This window comes from Dorea ammoniilytica (assembly GCF_025567415.1).
Lineage (GTDB): Bacteria > Bacillota > Clostridia > Lachnospirales > Lachnospiraceae > Claveliimonas > Claveliimonas ammoniilytica.
Genome location: NZ_JAOQJV010000003.1, coordinates 41,076 through 57,704, shown reverse-complemented (window position 1 = coordinate 57,704; position 16,629 = coordinate 41,076). Strand labels below are relative to the sequence as shown.

The 16,629-nt window shown below is 42.3% G+C and carries 20 protein-coding genes; 12 read left to right on the top strand and 8 right to left on the bottom strand.

From position 1 onward, the window contains the following. Positions 1-57 precede the first annotated feature (57 nt). Both OCV65_RS13490 and OCV65_RS03880 read right to left on the bottom strand, forming a co-directional pair. On the bottom strand, positions 58-279 hold the full coding sequence (locus OCV65_RS13490; RefSeq protein ID WP_330666874.1) for a DUF1016 N-terminal domain-containing protein: 222 nt from the start codon (positions 277-279) through the stop codon (positions 58-60). After that, entirely contained in the window at positions 225-1,556 is a 1,332-nt protein-coding gene (locus tag OCV65_RS03880) for an MATE family efflux transporter (protein WP_262581022.1), read from the bottom strand. The genes OCV65_RS13490 and OCV65_RS03880 overlap by 55 nt, the downstream gene beginning before the upstream one ends. Positions 1,557-1,747: 191 nt before the next feature. Here OCV65_RS03880 and OCV65_RS03875 point away from each other — a divergent pair, with 191 nt between their 5' ends. The 5 genes from OCV65_RS03875 (at position 1,748) to OCV65_RS03855 (ending at position 6,087) form a co-directional block, all read left to right on the top strand. After that, on the top strand, positions 1,748-2,815 hold the full coding sequence (locus OCV65_RS03875) for a YibE/F family protein (RefSeq protein WP_262581021.1): 1,068 nt from the start codon (positions 1,748-1,750) through the stop codon (positions 2,813-2,815). After that, positions 2,812-3,573 carry a YibE/F family protein gene (locus OCV65_RS03870; protein ID WP_262581020.1) on the top strand — a complete coding sequence of 254 codons (762 nt, stop codon included), beginning with the start codon at positions 2,812-2,814 and terminating at the stop codon, positions 3,571-3,573. The genes OCV65_RS03875 and OCV65_RS03870 overlap by 4 nt, the downstream gene beginning before the upstream one ends. Positions 3,574-3,604: 31 nt before the next feature. After that, positions 3,605-4,576, top strand: a complete 972-nt coding sequence (locus OCV65_RS03865; RefSeq protein WP_262581019.1) for an amidohydrolase — start codon at positions 3,605-3,607, stop codon at positions 4,574-4,576. A gap of 113 nt (positions 4,577-4,689) precedes the next feature. Beyond that, positions 4,690-5,730 carry a stage V sporulation protein AD gene (gene spoVAD / locus OCV65_RS03860; RefSeq protein ID WP_330666873.1) on the top strand — a complete coding sequence of 347 codons (1,041 nt, stop codon included), beginning with the start codon at positions 4,690-4,692 and terminating at the stop codon, positions 5,728-5,730. Continuing rightward, the gene (locus OCV65_RS03855; RefSeq protein ID WP_262581018.1) at positions 5,731-6,087 is read left to right on the top strand and encodes a SpoVA/SpoVAEb family sporulation membrane protein; all 357 of its coding nucleotides are present in this window, start codon (positions 5,731-5,733) and stop codon (positions 6,085-6,087) included. It begins immediately after the preceding gene. A gap of 8 nt (positions 6,088-6,095) precedes the next feature. Here OCV65_RS03855 and OCV65_RS03850 read toward each other — a convergent pair whose 3' ends face one another. After that, on the bottom strand, positions 6,096-6,755 hold the full coding sequence (locus tag OCV65_RS03850) for a hypothetical protein (protein WP_262581017.1): 660 nt from the start codon (positions 6,753-6,755) through the stop codon (positions 6,096-6,098). A gap of 157 nt (positions 6,756-6,912) precedes the next feature. Between OCV65_RS03850 and OCV65_RS03845 the strand changes: the two genes are divergently transcribed. Genes OCV65_RS03845 through OCV65_RS03835 form a run of 3 tightly spaced genes read left to right on the top strand, consistent with a single transcriptional unit; the run spans position 6,913 to position 10,545 of the window. Then, positions 6,913-7,647, top strand: coding sequence for an ABC transporter ATP-binding protein (locus OCV65_RS03845; RefSeq protein WP_262581016.1), 735 nt, complete (start codon positions 6,913-6,915; stop codon positions 7,645-7,647). Beyond that, positions 7,647-9,164 carry a COG1361 S-layer family protein gene (locus OCV65_RS03840; protein WP_262581015.1) on the top strand — a complete coding sequence of 506 codons (1,518 nt, stop codon included), beginning with the start codon at positions 7,647-7,649 and terminating at the stop codon, positions 9,162-9,164. The genes OCV65_RS03845 and OCV65_RS03840 overlap by 1 nt, the downstream gene beginning before the upstream one ends. After that, positions 9,127-10,545, top strand: a complete 1,419-nt coding sequence (locus OCV65_RS03835) for an ABC transporter permease (RefSeq protein WP_262581014.1) — start codon at positions 9,127-9,129, stop codon at positions 10,543-10,545. Before OCV65_RS03840 ends, OCV65_RS03835 begins: the two co-directional genes overlap by 38 nt. A 54-nt stretch (positions 10,546-10,599) precedes the next feature. Here OCV65_RS03835 and OCV65_RS03830 read toward each other — a convergent pair whose 3' ends face one another. Next, complete coding sequence (locus OCV65_RS03830) at positions 10,600-10,866, bottom strand: hypothetical protein (protein WP_118383409.1); 267 nt, start codon at positions 10,864-10,866, stop codon at positions 10,600-10,602. A gap of 102 nt (positions 10,867-10,968) precedes the next feature. Between OCV65_RS03830 and OCV65_RS03825 the strand changes: the two genes are divergently transcribed. The 3 genes from OCV65_RS03825 (at position 10,969) to OCV65_RS03815 (ending at position 13,307) form a co-directional block, all read left to right on the top strand. After that, positions 10,969-11,487 carry a transcription repressor NadR gene (locus tag OCV65_RS03825; RefSeq protein ID WP_262581013.1) on the top strand — a complete coding sequence of 173 codons (519 nt, stop codon included), beginning with the start codon at positions 10,969-10,971 and terminating at the stop codon, positions 11,485-11,487. Positions 11,488-11,575: 88 nt separating this feature from the next. Beyond that, the gene (locus OCV65_RS03820; RefSeq protein ID WP_262581012.1) at positions 11,576-12,640 is read left to right on the top strand and encodes a PTS sugar transporter subunit IIC; all 1,065 of its coding nucleotides are present in this window, start codon (positions 11,576-11,578) and stop codon (positions 12,638-12,640) included. 142 nt (positions 12,641-12,782) lie between these two features. Then, a complete protein-coding gene (locus OCV65_RS03815; RefSeq protein ID WP_118452930.1) occupies positions 12,783-13,307 on the top strand; it encodes a cob(I)yrinic acid a,c-diamide adenosyltransferase in 525 nt (174 codons plus the stop codon). A gap of 179 nt (positions 13,308-13,486) precedes the next feature. On the opposite strand, the gene OCV65_RS03810 is transcribed toward OCV65_RS03815, so the two are convergent. The 4 genes from OCV65_RS03810 to OCV65_RS03795 form a co-directional block, all read right to left on the bottom strand. Further along, on the bottom strand, positions 13,487-13,819 hold the full coding sequence (locus OCV65_RS03810) for a type II toxin-antitoxin system HicB family antitoxin (RefSeq protein ID WP_262581011.1): 333 nt from the start codon (positions 13,817-13,819) through the stop codon (positions 13,487-13,489). Further along, positions 13,816-14,070, bottom strand: a complete 255-nt coding sequence (locus OCV65_RS03805; RefSeq protein ID WP_262581010.1) for a type II toxin-antitoxin system HicA family toxin — start codon at positions 14,068-14,070, stop codon at positions 13,816-13,818. The genes OCV65_RS03810 and OCV65_RS03805 overlap by 4 nt, the downstream gene beginning before the upstream one ends. A gap of 354 nt (positions 14,071-14,424) precedes the next feature. Further along, positions 14,425-14,592, bottom strand: coding sequence for a hypothetical protein (locus tag OCV65_RS03800; RefSeq protein WP_262581009.1), 168 nt, complete (start codon positions 14,590-14,592; stop codon positions 14,425-14,427). Between the two features lie 198 nt (positions 14,593-14,790). Then, on the bottom strand, positions 14,791-15,666 hold the full coding sequence (locus OCV65_RS03795; protein WP_262581008.1) for a LysR family transcriptional regulator: 876 nt from the start codon (positions 15,664-15,666) through the stop codon (positions 14,791-14,793). A 215-nt stretch (positions 15,667-15,881) separates the two neighbouring features. On the opposite strand from OCV65_RS03795, the gene OCV65_RS03790 reads away from it, so the two are divergent. Beyond that, entirely contained in the window at positions 15,882-16,592 is a 711-nt protein-coding gene (locus OCV65_RS03790) for a GTP pyrophosphokinase (protein WP_262581007.1), read from the top strand. Positions 16,593-16,629: the final 37 nt, after the last annotated feature.

Sequence of the window (16,629 nt, the reverse complement as noted above, 5' to 3'; positions counted from 1 at the left end):
TGTTAGCTTCCACGCTCCGTTTATTATAGTTGTTATAGAGGCTCTGATTTGTGCCATTCATTTAAAACTGCTTCTGATAGTTTCCTTTGTTAATTCTTTTGACAGTTGTTTTAAAGTCTGCTTGCCGTAATCTGCCCGATCGTTGTTTCCTTGTTCGTGCTCCACAATAATTTTTCCTATATTCCAGTAAGTAGATAGTAATTCAGTATAACACAAAAATAAAGTTAAAAATAATGATACGTATTTCTCTTCCGCACAATAAATGTCACAGTAACGCACAGTGTCAGCAGTTCCGCAACGGTAATGGAATACCAGATTCCGTTGATGCCAAAGATCAGCGGCAGAATCAGAATGGCTGCCATCTGGAATACCAGTGTCCGCAGGAAAGAGATTAATGCGGATAGCAGACCATTGTTCAATGCGGTAAAGAACGCAGAACCGTAGATGTTAAATCCGTTGATCAGGAAAGCAAAGCAGTAGATTCGGAATCCCATGCGTGTCAACTCGAAGAGTGCCGGATCATAGCCAACGAACAGGGATGCCAGTGGTGATGCGATCAGCTGAGCCAGTACAAATAGCGATATTGCCCAGGTGCTGATCAGACGGACACTTTTGTGGAACAGATTCTTCAATTCATCGTGGTTTGCAGCACCGTGATGATAGCTGACCAACGGTGCACTTCCGATAGAGTAACCAAAATAAATGGCGGCGAAGATGAAATTAACATACATGATCGTACCATAGGCAGCAACGCCGTCCTCACCTGCGAATTTCATAAGCTGTAGATTATACAGCGAGTTGACTAGCGAACTTGACAGGTTAGTCATAAGCTCGGAAGAACCATTGGTACAGGTCTTTAATAAAACTTTTGGGTAAAAATGTGTTTTTCCAAGCTTCAGCAGGCTGGAATTTTTGTGCCCAAAGTAGAAAATCGGAAAGATACCTCCGATCAATTCGCCACAGACAGTAGCAATCGCGGCACCTGCAAGTCCCCAATGCAACACGGCTACGAACAGAAAATCCAGAAGCATGTTGGTAACACCGGCAATTACAACAACGCGCAGACCGAGGTGCGGCTTTTCGGCAGCTACAAAGAAGCTCTGGAATACATTCTGCAGCATGAAACAGGTCAGTGAGATGCAGAGAATTCTTCCGTACAGAACACAGTTTTTCAGTAGCTCACCGCGGGCTCCAAGGATAATTGCGACAGGACGCATTGCAAATGCACTGAGTATGGCGATGATCAGCCCGCCGGCCAGTGTAATATAGACCAGCATGGAAAAATATTCATTGGCTTTTTCTTTTTTACCTTCTCCAAGAGTTTTCGCAACGAGAGCACTGCCTCCGGTACCGATCATGAATCCAAGCGCACTGATACCCATAAGAAACGGCATCATCAGATTGATTGCCGCAAAGGCACTTTTCCCAACAAAGTTGGATACAAACAGACCATCCACAACGCTGTAAATGGATGTAAAGATCATCATTACGATGGATGGCAATACAAAGCGTAATAATTTGCGATAAGTGAAATGTTCCGACAATTGGATGTTCATAATTATAAATCCTCCGAATATGAAGATAATCCCTGGCGTAAATACTGTAAATTATAGTCCGAAATCGTATTCGCGTCAATGGAAAAATAATAAAAGTGAAATTGAAAATGGTTTTCACATTTAGTTGACAAAAGTAATTGTTGTGATAAAATAAGGACTGTTTTCAAGAAAAAGCTATATGAGGAGCGGATATGAAGAAGAAATATTATATATTTGGCATTTTGTATTTGGTAGCGATTGTTTTTATAATGAATGATACCTGGCTGTATACTACTCCAATTGCAAAGTTGACGAAAGTTGAGACAACCAGAGAAGTAGAAGGAAAAAGCACCCGGGGAACAGCAGAGAAGAAATATAGCCAAAAGATGCAGGGGATTATTTTAAATGGTGAAAAAAAGGGAAAAACAGTGCATTTTTCCAATGAGTATACATATACAGAAATGTTAAAGCAGAAATATCACAAAGGAGATAAAGTATTTGTAAGTGGTTCTGGAATCAAGGGAGTAAAACGGGATACAGAGCTTGTAATGCTGTTGGGAATTTTGATTTTCGTACTTGTGGAAGCGGCAGGACGAAAAGGGATATTAACGATAATAACAGTTGGAATCAATATTATGATATTTGCGGTGTTTTTCCTGAAAGCAGATAATACATCAAATGTGGTGGCAATCTGTAATAAAATCGTTATTCTATTTGCCATAGTGACATTAGTTGGTTTGAATGGCGTGAATAAGAAGACGTGGGCGGCATTGTTGTCAACCTTATGTGTGCTTGTATTGATCATGGGGATGTTTGATTTGGTTATCAGACATGTACAGGAACTGGATTACTCAACGATGGAATATCTGGGAAGCATTGATAATCCGGATGATATGTTCCATGCGGAAATATTGTTATCCGGATTGGGTGCCATTATGGATGTTGCCGTCGCTATAGCAGCGGCGTTAGGTGAAATCGTAAAACAGAAACCGGATGTCACATTTCTTGAACTTTTTAAATCAGGAAGAAAAATAGGCTATGATATTATGGGGACGATGATTAATGTGTTGCTATTTGTATTTGGCAGTGGTTTGATTCCCACTTTTCTGATTCGAATGAATAATGATATCCGGTTTGTAACGATTGTTAAATTGTATATTCCCTGTGAGTTGTGTCGCTTTTTGGTTGAAAGTATAGGAATTGTATGGACGATCCCGGTTTCGATATTTATTACAGCCATTTTTATGAAACTGTCTGTGAAAAAAAGGAGAAAATCATGATAGGTATACTTGGTTTGATTTTATTGTTTTCTGTTATAATTGTTGGAGGCGAGAGAGGTGCGATATCATTGATTGCTCTATGTGGTAATCTCCTGCTTCTTAGCTTGAGCATTTTTCTTATGGCAATTGGTGTACCTTCACTGTTGGTTACAATCGGAGCGAGTGGAGCCGTTTCTTGTATTACCTTATTTTACCAAAATGGTTCGAATATAAAAACGTGGAGTGCATTTGTTGCTGTTGTGGTCACAATGAGCGTGTTATTTGTTTTTATTTATGGTGTTGTGTGGAGAACGGAAATTGGAGGTCTGAATGAGATACAGGCGGTAGGAGAAGATGTGCTTTATTATTACAATGTAAATTTAGGTATTAGCATGAAAAATGTTATGGCATCTATCATCATATTAAGTACATTGGGAGCGGTACTGGATATGTCTCTTACAGTTACGGTATCTGTATATGAGGTGAAGAACCATAAACCGGATATTACGATTACAGAAATGATTAAAAGTGGCATGCATATTGGTAGTGAAGTGATTGGAACGACGGTGAATACGTTACTTTTTGCATATCTTGGTGAATCATTACTTCTTTTTTCATATCTGAAGATGCAAAAGTACTCAATGGAGCTGCTGTTGAATTCGAAAATTTTGTTTCAGAATTGCGTATCTATGTTTTTCGGAGCGATTGCGTGTGTGCTTGTGATGCCAATTTCCGCAATATTACTTGCTAAAATGGCATGGTTAGAAGAGTTAGAATAGAAGTTTAAAGTGTGACAGGAGGTCGTGGTTTATGATAGACGGACATATTCATTATATAGAATACATGGGAGCAGACCGGTTAAACCAGATTGTGGAAGAATATCATTATGACGGAATCGCATTGCAATGCATTCCGGACAGTGCGGGACGTGAGACACTGGATGATGCATTCCGTTATCGGGAACAGTGTCCGATGCCGGTCTATATATTTGGAGGAATCAGAAGAGAACTATACCGACTGCCTGAAGATGAACTTAAGACAGCACTTGTGTCGGAAGCGCGAAATCTTATGACAAAGGGCTGTACAGGAATCAAGATGTTAGAAGGTAAGCCAAATATTCGCAAATATTATCCAATTCCGGATTTTGATCAGTCGGTGTGGGAGGATTACTGGGCATATCTGGAACAGGAGCAGATACCGGTGTATATGCATGTGAATGATCCGGAAGAATTCTGGGATGCGTCGCAGGTAACAGAATTTGCGAAGAAGGCGGGTTGGTTTTACGATGAGACCTATGTGAATAATGAAGATCAATACCGGCAAATGCAGAACGTATTGGAGCGGCATCCAAAGCTTCGTATCTTATTCCCGCATTTTTATTTTATGTCCAGGCAGTTACCGAGATTATCAGAGTTATTGGATCAATTTGAGAATGTAAGGATTGATATTACACCGGGAAGTGAACTGTTCTATAACCTGTCGGAGGACAGAGAGCATGCAACCCGATTTTTTGAAAAATATCAGGACAGGATCTGCTACGGATCTGATATCGGAGCCAGGGTACTGGTAGCAGAAGAACCGAAGCTGTTATCTATGGAAGAAAGCCGGTCAAGAATACGGCTGATCACGGAATTTCTGGAGACTAAGGGTGACTATCCGCTGAGACCAGACGGCTACTATATCAGTGCAACAGACCGCACCATGCATGGACTGGGACTGGATAACAAGATGTTGGATAAGATTTATAATGAGAATTTTTTACACTTTATCAAGGTAGAATAAGGCAGAAAACATTGGATAAAATAGCTGCTGCGAAAGAGGCAGATGTATAAAAATAGAAAATCATTCCATACTAAGCCATAACACAAGGCTTAAGCTATGGAAGGTGGACAGATATGATTCAGAGAACAAAGGGAGCCCAGAGCATAGTATTTGCCGAGGCTCCTTATATTATGAGCAGTGCATCAGTAGTGGGAAAGAAAGAGAGTGAAGGGCCATTAGGAGAGTTATTTGATACATTTGATGAGACCAACCTTTTTGGGGAGGAGACCTGGGAACTGGCAGAAGGCGTTATGCAGAGGGAAGCGTGTGTGCGCGCACTTCATAAGGCTAATGTAACACCAGAGCAGGTACGCTATCTTTTTGGCGGTGATCTGCTGCGTCAGGGGATTGCTACATCGATGGGAGCAGAAAGTTTGCAGATTCCGTTGTTTGGATTGTTCGGAGCCTGTTCTACATCCGGCGAGGCACTGGCACTTGCGGCTATGTGCGTGGCAGCTGGATATGGAGAACGGATGCTCGCTGTGACATCCAGTCATTTTGGAACGGCAGAGAAGGAATTTCGGTTTCCATTAAGCTATGCAAACCAGAGACCCTTGTCTGCACAGTGGACGGTGACCGGAAGCGGTGCATTTCTGGTCGGCAATAAGAAAAGCAATGTGAAAATCGCAGGACTTACGATAGGGAAAATCGTGGACTATGGGTTAAAAGATTCCCAGAATATGGGAGCCTGTATGGCTCCGGCAGCTGCGGATACGATTGCAGTGAATCTGAAAGATATGGGACGCAGTCCAGAAGATTATGACCGGATTATAACAGGAGATCTGGGATACGTAGGGCAGAGCATTCTGCTGGATCTGATGCGGAAGCGGAAGATTGATCTGACGCAGAATCATATGGACTGTGGCATGACAATCTTTAATCAGCAGACCCAGGATACGCATTCCGGCGGCAGTGGATGTGGCTGCGCAGCAACGACGCTTGCAGCATATATTTTACCAAAGCTCAGAACCGGAGAATGGAAACGTGTATTATTTGTTCCGACAGGTGCGCTCATGTCAACTGTCAGTTACAATGAAGGCGAGAGCGTGCCGGGAATCGCTCATGGAATTGTACTGGAACACGAGCCGTCCGGTAAGAAACAGGAGGTGGAGTAAATGGATTATGTAAATGCATTCTGGGTGGGTGGACTGATCTGCGCATTCGTTCAGATTCTGCTGGATCGAACCAAGCTGATGCCGGGACGCATTATGGTACTGTTAGTGTGCAGTGGAGCAGTACTCGGATTCTTTGGCGTATATGAACCATTTCAGAAATATGCGGGAGCAGGTGCAAGCGTACCGTTGCTGGGATTTGGCAATACGCTGTTTTGTGGTGTAAAAGAAGCGGTAGAAAAAGATGGCGTGATCGGGATCTTCACAGGAGGATTCAAAGCCAGCGCAGCCGGAATCGCAGCCGCGCTGATCTTTGGGTATCTGGCATCCTGGGTATTCGAGCCACAGATGAAGAAATAAAAACGACCCTAATCCATGATCAGATGTCCTTTTTTCATGAGTGAAAAGGTCAGATCTAACAGAGCTTTTGCAGAAACGAGTGCTGAATCGGCACCTTCTGTGAGGGCTTCTTTTATTTTACTCGCAAATGTATCCCGCATATCTCCGGAAATATCCGATGGAATGCATTGTCCCTGTTCCAGCAGGAGCCACAGAAAAGCAGTGTCTGCGGAAACAGGCTTCTGATACAGGATATCAACCTGTAGTTCAGCATTCAGCCCCGGAATAGCAGACTGGTGAGGCATGAAATAAGTCCTGCCATTAAAAATGCCGAGCTTTGCGCGAGTAATCAGTTTCTGCTTCTCAAGCACCAGTCCGATTTCGTTGGAAAGTGCATTCAGATGTCGGTCTGACCAGCTACTGCAATAATCCTGCAGAAGTGAGGAGAGGTCGTTTGGTTCCATTTCCCTGATGTGTTCATAGAGCGGCTGAAACCATGCTCTGGTAAAATGGTCGACATCGTTTAGCCGGATCCGGCTATCGGTGATCGTGAGCAGTCCATTCTGTGTCATTTCCCAGAGGGCGGCTGTGAGCAGTCCGGTTACTTTTCGACAGTCATTGCCTGAAAGTTTACCTTTGCCCCGGACACTGTATACAAAATAAGCTTCGGTTATGGAAATATCATTCATAAGAGCATCTCCGTTCGTTTTTTGATTACTTTCATCATAACAGTTAGGTGAAGGATTGACAATCGGGAAAAATTCATAGAATATTAAGAAAATACTACCAATATTCTTTGGTATTTATCTGTATACTGGTGATATTCAATGGGGAGAGGAGGAAGTTATGAGGAAGGTTATAGAAGTGAAGCATCTGTATAAGCTGTACCGACTGGGTAATGAAGTAGTCCGTGCGCTGGATGGCGTGGATTTTAGCATATATGAAGGAGAGTTTTGTGCAATCGTCGGAACTTCCGGTTCCGGCAAATCCACATTATTAAATATGCTTGCAGGTCTGGAGAGACCCACAAAAGGAGAAGTGATCATCAGTGGTCATCATATTGAGAAGCTGAACGAAGAGCAGCTGGTTACATTTCGACGGGAGCATGTTGGCTTTATCTTTCAGTCCTTTCATCTGTTAGGAACGATGGATGCGCTGGAAAATGTAGCATTACCGCTTAGCTTTCGAGGGGAATCGAAAGAAAAAAGGCTGAAAAAGGCAGAAAAGATGCTGCGGTTAGTAGGACTTGAGAAGCATGCGAAGCATTTGCCGAAGCAGATGTCCGGCGGACAGCAGCAGCGAGTAGGTGTTGCAAGGGCATTGGTTGTAGAACCGGATATTATCTTTGCGGATGAGCCAACGGGAAATTTGGATTCTCATACATCAGAAGAAGTACTGCAGCTTATGCAAAAGGTGGTAAGAGAACAGCATATGACGCTTGTCATGGTGACTCATGATAATCATCTGGCGTCTTACGCGGACCGGGTATTTCATATTATAGATGGTAAGATTGTGAAGGTGGAGGACAATCGGGAATTGGCCGAAGCCGGGGGAGAAAAAGAAACGGAGGGTAAAGAGTAATGAAGAGAGTAAGCAGATGGCTGATGAGTTTGTGTATTGCAGCAATGCTTGTGGGGACAGTGGGGATACTGCCGGCAAAAGCAGCAGATGCAGTACTTAAAGTAACTACACCGGGGAATAAAGTACAGACCTATCAATATCAGAAAGCGCAGGATTTTGTACTGAATGTAGCGAACAACAGTGATCAGACACTGAAGAATATCAAGGTAGAACCGGTATTGAAAAAGAATACAGATAAATGGCCGTTCAAGACAGAGTATCAGAGCTATGAGGCATCCATCCCGGAGCTGAATGCAGGTGATAGCGGAAGCGTAAAGTTTAATTTCACGCAACGTGATGATGCGGGAGATAAGACATACCGTCTGACATTTGCAGTGACAGCGGAAAATGAAAGCGGCGAAAAAGTCTATGATGATAAAGTAACCTACAGTGTGAATACCAGTGCAAAACCGGAATCTCAGAAGGAGGATTCGAAGAGCGATAATTCAGGACAGTCAGCAGGTGGTTCCAATGATGGCGGAAACATGGATGCATATGCCGGCGGCGTAGACAATGGAGATGCGGTGTACAGTGGCGGCGGAGGCGGCGAAGCTTCCGGCAATGGTTCTGTTCCGAGAGTTATCGTGACCGGATTTACTACCAATCCTGCTGATGTAAAGGCAGGAAGTGATTTTACACTGACACTTCATCTGAAAAACACATCCAAATCCAGCAGAGTCGGCAATATGCTGTTTGAGCTGGAAGCACCGACAGAAGGCAGTGATGAGCAGACTACTGCACCTGCATTTTTACCATCGTCTGGTTCGAATTCCATTTATCTGGATGGAATTGCTGCAAATGGCACCGCAGATATATCAATCGATCTGAATGCGAAGGCAGATCTGGTACAGAAGCCATACAGCATTAATGTGAGTATGAAATACGAAGATTCCAATGCATCACAGATCGAGGCTTCTTCGAGCATATCCATTCCGGTGAAACAGGATGCAAGATTCGAATTCAGCGAATTTGAGATTACTCCGGAGAGCATAGCTATAGGTGAAGAGGCAAATGTATCCTGCAATCTGTATAATCTGGGACGAATTAAGCTGTATAATGCAAAAGCTATTTTCGAAGGCGAGGATATCAAGAAAAATGAAACATTTCTCGGCAATCTGGAGCCGGGTTCCAGTACTTCAATTGATGTGATGCTTGAGGGAATACAGGCAACACAGGGAGATGGACAGGTGAAGATGACACTTTCTTATGAAGATGAAGCAGGAACAGTGTCTACAACGGAACAGACATTTAATCTTACTGTAACTGAGGCGACAGATGATGCGGTGGTAGACGAGATGCCGGAAGAGAATACAACCGGTGGACTTCCGATTGTTCCGATCATTCTTGTGATTTTGATCATTGCAGGCATTGTGGCAGCAGTAGTGATCAAAAAGAAAAAGAAATCTCAGAAATTAGCAGAGGAAGAGGAGGATTTGCTGGATGAACTGGATGGACCTTCTGAGGATGAGCATCAATAATCTGAAGCGGAGAAAGCTCCGGACATTTCTGACCGTTCTCGGAGTCATGATCGGTACAACTTCTATTGTCGTTATGATCTCACTGGGGCTTGGGCTTCAACAGGCTATGCTGCAGGAAATTGAAGATGCCGGAGGGATGAATACGATTAATGTAACTGGTATCGCAAGCGGTGAAAGCATGTTTTATTCCGGTGATTCTTCCGATGAAGCCTCTGAAAAAAGGTTGAATGACAGTGCGGTTGCAGAACTAGCCAAATTGGATCATGTGACAAGTGTTTCACCGGAATATGATATGTCTGTGCTGCTGCTCAAAGGCGGCTATGAAGGATGGGCAGAACTGGTTGCTATGAAACCGGAGGATTTAAAGGCTTTGAAGCTGGATCTGAAAGAAGGCGGTCGACTGCCGAAATCGAACAGCGGCAATTTAGAGTTGATATATGGAAATGGAGTCATTACGAATTTTACAGATAAAAGTGGCACCAACAGCTATTATGAAACAGGAGAACTAGCAGATATTGATCTGGAAAAAGACAGCGTATTTCTGGTGTTAGATCAGGACGGATATTATGCAGCGCAGAATACACAGGCTTTTGGGACGACAGACGGTTCTGCTGACAGTGGCAGCAGTGATGGCAGTCAGACACAGAAGGCTGTCCAGAAACATGCGGTGAGAGCCTGTGGCGTGATAGCAGGAGATCCGGAGAACTATAAAACAGGTTATCAGAATATTTATTGTGATCTGGATACCTTGAAACAGGTACTGAAAAAAGAATTTAACGGTCGTGCAATTCCTGGTCAGCCAACGACGAAAAATGGGAAACCTTATAAAGATTTCTGCTACAGTTCGGCGAAAGTTAAGGTTGATGATCAGGATAAGCTTGACGAGGTTGTGTCCGGCATCCGGTCAATGGGATATAATGCAAGTACCAATGCAGAGTATATGGAGAGTGCCAAGAAGCAGATGGGCATGATCCAGGCTGTGCTTGGCGGCATCGGCGCAGTATCACTGTTAGTGGCTGCTATCGGTATTGCCAACACTATGATGATGTCCATTTACGAACGTACCAAAGAAATCGGAATCATCAAGGTACTGGGATGCAGTCTGAAAAATATCCGGGAAATGTTTCTGATAGAAGCTGCTTCTATCGGACTGATCGGTGGGGTGGCAGGTATGGTACTGAGTTATATTCTGTCAGCGATCATTAACTTTCTGACAGGTCATGGAGCGGCTATGGGAATAGAAGGCAATCTGTCGTATATTCCGATATGGCTGGTGCTGGTAGCGATTGCATTTGCTACATTGATCGGTACGCTGGCCGGATTCTTTCCGGCACTCCGGGCGATGAAGTTAAGTCCGTTAGCAGCAATAAAAACAGAATAAAGATAAAAGCGGGAAGAAACTCCAATAAATGCGGAAGCTCTTCCCGTTTGTTGTTTAATCTTCTTCAATTACCTGAATCTCCAGATAATCAAAATCAATGGAATCTACAAAATTATCCTGATAGAATCTTGCCTTGGCGTGGCGCTTGAATTCCTGGATGGTGCTGTCCAGCCAGATCGGCTTACTCAGGTCAAACTCATAACAGACCTCGTCCAATGCATGAAATACCTTATGTGTGCGGGTGTCCTCAGATTCATCACAGATTGTGGTGTCACGGAGCATTCGGTTGTCTTTAAATTCTTTCGCCCATAATCGAAACATATGTCCATCCTCCCTGTTCGTATCATAAGAGGAGATTCTGTAAATGTCAAGACTTGCATTTATGGATAGGAGTGTGTAACAATGTAGCAAGAGGTGAAAAATATGGACGGAGATAAGAGAAGAAAAGAAATCATGGAACTCTTGAATACAGAAAAAGATCCATTGTCCGGTACAAGCCTTGCAAAGAGACTTGGTGTCAGCAGACAGGTAATCGTGCAAGATATCGCACTTCTGCGTGCAACGAATAAGAATATCTTATCTACTAACAGAGGCTACATTTTATATGGTAAGCAGGAGGATAAGATGACCTGTAAGCGGGTGGTAGCAGTGAAGCATACGGATGAGCAGATGCGGGATGAGCTTTACTGTATTGTGGATGCCGGGGCGAAGGTGCTGGATGTGATTGTTGAGCATGAATTATATGGTCAGATATCGGTGGATCTGTTTATCAATAGTAGACGGGATGTGGATGAATTTATGGAGAAGCTTCTTGGCAATACAGCCAGACCGTTAAAAGAACTGACCGGGGATATTCATTTTCATACGATTGAAGCGGAATCGGATCGGATCCTGGATCTGGTAGAAGAAGGGTTAAAAGAAAAACAATTCTTGATTTCATAAAGTTCATATGTTAGACTTTCCACGTGACAAGACAACTGTAATTTGCTGTAAATGCAAATATAGAGAGTAGATATGAGGAGATTTTGTTATGGGAAAGTGCAGAAAAATATTTGACAGAATATTTATTGACGGTCTGAGCGGTATGGCGCAGGGATTATTCGCGACGCTGATCATCGGAACCATCATTCAGCAGATTGGCACGCTGATTGGCGGTTCTATCGGAGATATGATCTTTGTGATCGGAAAGGTAGCTGCGTCGTTGACAGGAGCGGGCATCGGTATCGGTGTGGCTTATAAGTTCGGATGTAGTCAGCTTGTAGTGGTATCTTCAGCAACAGCCGGAATGGTTGGAGCATTTGCAAGTAAACTGCTGGCTGGTACCGTATTAGTGGAAGGTACGATGGTCTATGCAGGACCGGGAGAGCCGCTCGGTGCATTTCTTGCTGCGTATGTCGGCATTGAACTCGGACAGTTAGTAACAGGTAAGACAAAGGTAGACATTCTGGTGACACCGTTAGTGACGATTGGTGCAGGCTCACTGGTAGGACTGATCCTGGGACCACCGATTACAGGATTTATGACGTGGCTTGGATCGCTCATTAACTGGGGAACTGAACAGCAGCCATTCATTATGGGGATCGTAGTATCAGTACTGATGGGAATGATCCTGACGCTGCCAATCAGTTCAGCGGCACTCGGTATTATCCTGAATCTGTCCGGTCTGGCAGCTGGAGCTGCAACTGTAGGCTGCTGCTGCAATATGGTAGGATTTGCAGTAGCAAGTTATCGTGAGAATAAAGTAGGGGGACTTCTGGCACAGGGAATCGGTACTTCTATGCTGCAGGTTCCGAATATCGTACGTAAGCCGGTGATCTGGCTTCCGGCCATTTTGTCCAGTGCAATACTTGGACCGGTAGGAACTATGCTGCTTCACATGACAAGTAATGCAACTGGTTCCGGAATGGGAACAGCAGGGTTAGTCGGTCAGATCATGACATGGCAGACAATGATTGCCACAGAGGCACCGATGGTAGTACTGATCAAGATTCTGGTGATCCAGATTGTACTGCCGGCAATTGTGACTCTGGCAATCTCAGAATTCATGCGCAAGAAAGAATGGATCAAGTATGGCGATATGAAGCTTGACTTATAAGAAATAACCCCCTAAGATATATGATGCTAGGGTTAAACGTTCCAAATCCATATGAGTCTGCTCATCAGTGGAGAAAAGGCGTTGAATAATCCGAAAAATCAGATAAGTAAGAAAGAGCAACATAGAGAAAGTAGGGGGAAATATGCTGGGAACAGGACTCGTTCACATTTATTACGGAGACGGAAAAGGAAAGACAACAGCTGCCATGGGACAGGCAATACGTGCTGCAGGAAGCGGACTCAAGGTACTTGTATTCCAATTTATGAAAGATAATTCATCCAGCGAGCGTAAAGCACTGGAGATGATTCCGAATATCACATTACTTCCGGGCAAACGCCATACCAAGTTTTATAATCAGATGAACAGCGAAGAGAAAGCAGAGTACAGACATTACAACACCAAGGCACTCGATGAGATTGCCAAATTCTGCATCAACTTCGATGTATTGGTTATGGACGAAGCAGTCTGTGCAGTAGATCTTGGACTGTTAAGCGAAGAAAAACTGGTAAAATTCGTAAAACACAAACCACGCGGACTCGAGATCGTCATGACAGGTCATCACATGACCGACGCACTCTTCGAATGCGCCGACTACGTCACCGAAATGACCAAAGTAAAACATCCATACGACACAGGAAGATCCGCCAGAGAAGGAATAGAGTTTTAGCGTTAAAAGAAGAGGAAAAGGTTAGATACCGGGGTGCTTGCACACCAAGGTATCTAACCTTTTTCGATTCTCACGGAAATGAGCATGAAGCAACGTAGTTGCGGAATGCGAATTGCCGTGACAGAGCGCGAAGCGATCTGTTTTAACGCGAAGCGTACAAAAAACGGTGTCCACGGAAATCAAGCTATAGCTGCACTTAATGTTTTTTCAATATAGCTGTTTAATGACATATTATTGGCAATAGCTTGTATTGCCAGTTTTTTGTGTAAATCTGGTGAAATCCGAATGTTGAAACTTCCTTTATATGCTTTTTCAGGCTTCACTTTTTTTTCTTTGCACATCGCAAGGTAATCATCAATTACACCGTGGAAATCATTGATTAATTCTTCTCCGGTTGTGCCTTCATAGGATAGTAATGAACGGATTCCCAATACTTTTCCGAAAAATACCCGATCTTCTTCTGAAAATTCTACTGTACCAACATATCCTTGATATTCCATTGTGTTTTTCAAATTAATCCCTCCTGTTCCAGATAATCGGCTAATTGCTTGATTTGATAAGTTTTTAAATCTTTTTGTAGATGCGGTTTATGTAATAAGATGGAATCATGAGTTTTGCTGACAAACATTATACGTGAACCGCTGGTTCTCCCTTTGTCGGAACGTACAAAATCTAAATAATTTAATAGGCTCTCGGCATCTGCAAAAGCAAATGTTTTTGGACGTTTTTTTAGTTCTTTAATTAATTTTTCTTTTCTCCCCATTTGTACTCCTAATTATAATAATATATGTGTATAGAATGTTTTGCAACTAAAAATAGTCGCAATTATATAGATTATTATAATGTTAACATATAAAAGATAATATGTAAATAAAATGAACAGAATAAATACGAAAAACAAAAATAAATCAAACTTTTCCGTCGGAGCATATTCATAATATTCCTGAAAAGCTTTATAAAAATTACTTGGATTAATGTAGACAAACATATATGAGATTTCATCAATGGAAAGAGTGCTAACTGACGTGTATCCTGCATTAAAAACGAGCACAGTGTTTACTTTAACTGTGCCCGTTCGGGTTGCTTTATGCCATAAGCTTTTCGGAAAAGCGTATGATTAGATAGACTGAAACTGAATATGTTTGTGTGCAGAATCATTCTTCACGTCCTTTCTTTTCTCTTTTGCTTCCTTTGCCTCTCTGTCTTCTCTGATTGCAAGGGCAATATACATAACTGCCTGTAATATGGTATATCCTATAAGTAAAACGTTGATAAATTCTGTCATGGTGAGTTCCTCCTGTTCTGTAGTTAAGTGTGTTAATAAGGGTTACTTTTTTGTGTTAGGCACAGTATATACCGTTGTAACGGATTCGCCAATTAATGAAAAATTATAGATAAAATTCAAAATTCTTATAATAAAAAAATCCCCTGTAAAAATAACGGTAATATTCGTTATTTTTATAGAGGTAATAAAAATTACTTATTAAGTTACAGCGATTTCTTCCCAGTTTCTTACATATTCCAGTAATTTTTGAACGGCTGGGGAGATGTCAGTGTCATTACGGAATGCCACTCCCAGTGTCCGTTTAAAATGTTCTGTAAATGGGCGGACACAGATATCAAATGGCGTATGATAGAGTAATAGCTGTGGTAAAATGGAAATTCCAAATCCGGCTTCTACCATTTTCTGAACGGCAAAATCATCATTCATATAGAAACGGATCTGTGGCTGTATTCCATATTTATCTAATATTTCTCCTGCTTCAAAGTCCAGTTTATCCACATCTGATATATATTCTTCGTTTGCAATATCCTGAATGGACACAGACAGGTGTTCAGAGAGTGGATGGGTTCTGGAGGTCAGAACCATCAGTTCGTCAGACCCAAGGGGATAAAAAGACACATTCGATGCGAGCTTATAATCTGACGAGAATATGATATCAAGTTTGTTTTGTTGTAGCTTGTCTTGAATTTTTTTAGAACCACCTACAGTTATTTCAAAAGTAATATTCGGATATTCTTCAGAAAATTCCTGCAGGATGTCCGGAAGCCAGTGATAAGAGATACTTTGGAGTGTACCAATCCGGATATGACCATTTTCCAGACTGGTCAGACGAGAAGCAATTAGTTTGATATTGTCTTCTTCATAGCAGATTTTACGGAGAGAAGAAATGATACCTTCTGTTCCGGGGAGAAGCTGCATACCACCTTTGGTTCTGGTAAAGAGCTGCATGCCAAGTTCCTTTTCAAAATTTTTTACGATCTGGCTGACTGCCGGTTGGGAATAACTGTATTTTTCAGCAGTAGCTGAAAGACTGTGTGTGTTGCAGATGTCCAGTATAATATCATATTTTAACAATGTATATCACTCCTGTAGATGAATATGGAAATTATTGAGTTTTGTGGATATTATAAACATAATGGAAGTAAAAGGCAAATACTTTTCTGAGAAATGACAGGAAATGACATTCTTAAAAAAGTGTGAATTTTATGACAAACTCCAACAATTGTGCTATACTAAAACCAAGTAAGTACGTTAAGACTCTTCCATAGAGAGGAGAGGATTATTACAGTATGGAGACAGCGATTCGTAATTATGAGGATGTAGACAGCTGGAAGACGGTGATGTTTTTATATACGTCAGCGTTGAAGGAAGTGGGTACAAAGCTGGAGATTTTAAATGATGAATTTCAGCATGTACATAGTTACAATCCAATAGAACACATCAAGACAAGAATTAAGACCCCGGAGAGTATTGTTAAGAAGTTAAAGCGCAACGGACACGAGACATCAATTGAGAACATGGTGAAGTATGTGAATGACATTGCAGGTGTGCGTCTGATCTGTTCTTTTACTTCTGATATATATAAGTTGGCAGAGATGATAGGTAATCAGACAGATCTCAAGGTGTTGTCAATCAAGGACTACATTAAGAATCCGAAGGAAAGCGGATATAAGAGCTATCATATGCTGGTGTCAGTGCCGATTTTCCTGTCAGACAGTGTTGTCGATACGAAAGTAGAGATCCAGATACGGACGATTGCAATGGATTTCTGGGCAAGTCTGGAACATAAGATATATTATAAGTTTGAAGGCAACGCGCCGGATTATATCAGCAGAGATTTGAAAGAGTGTGCTGATATGGTAGCAACATTGGACGATAAGATGCTTCAGTTAAATGAAGCAATCCTTGCGTGTGTCGCCAACCAGGAGACGCAGGAAAAAGTGGCTTATAATAAGCTGAAAGAGCAGGAAGAGTTATTAAAACGTACAGAAAGTGTCTAAGGGCATAGGCTCCCGTTTTACATTTTGTAGAGCGGGA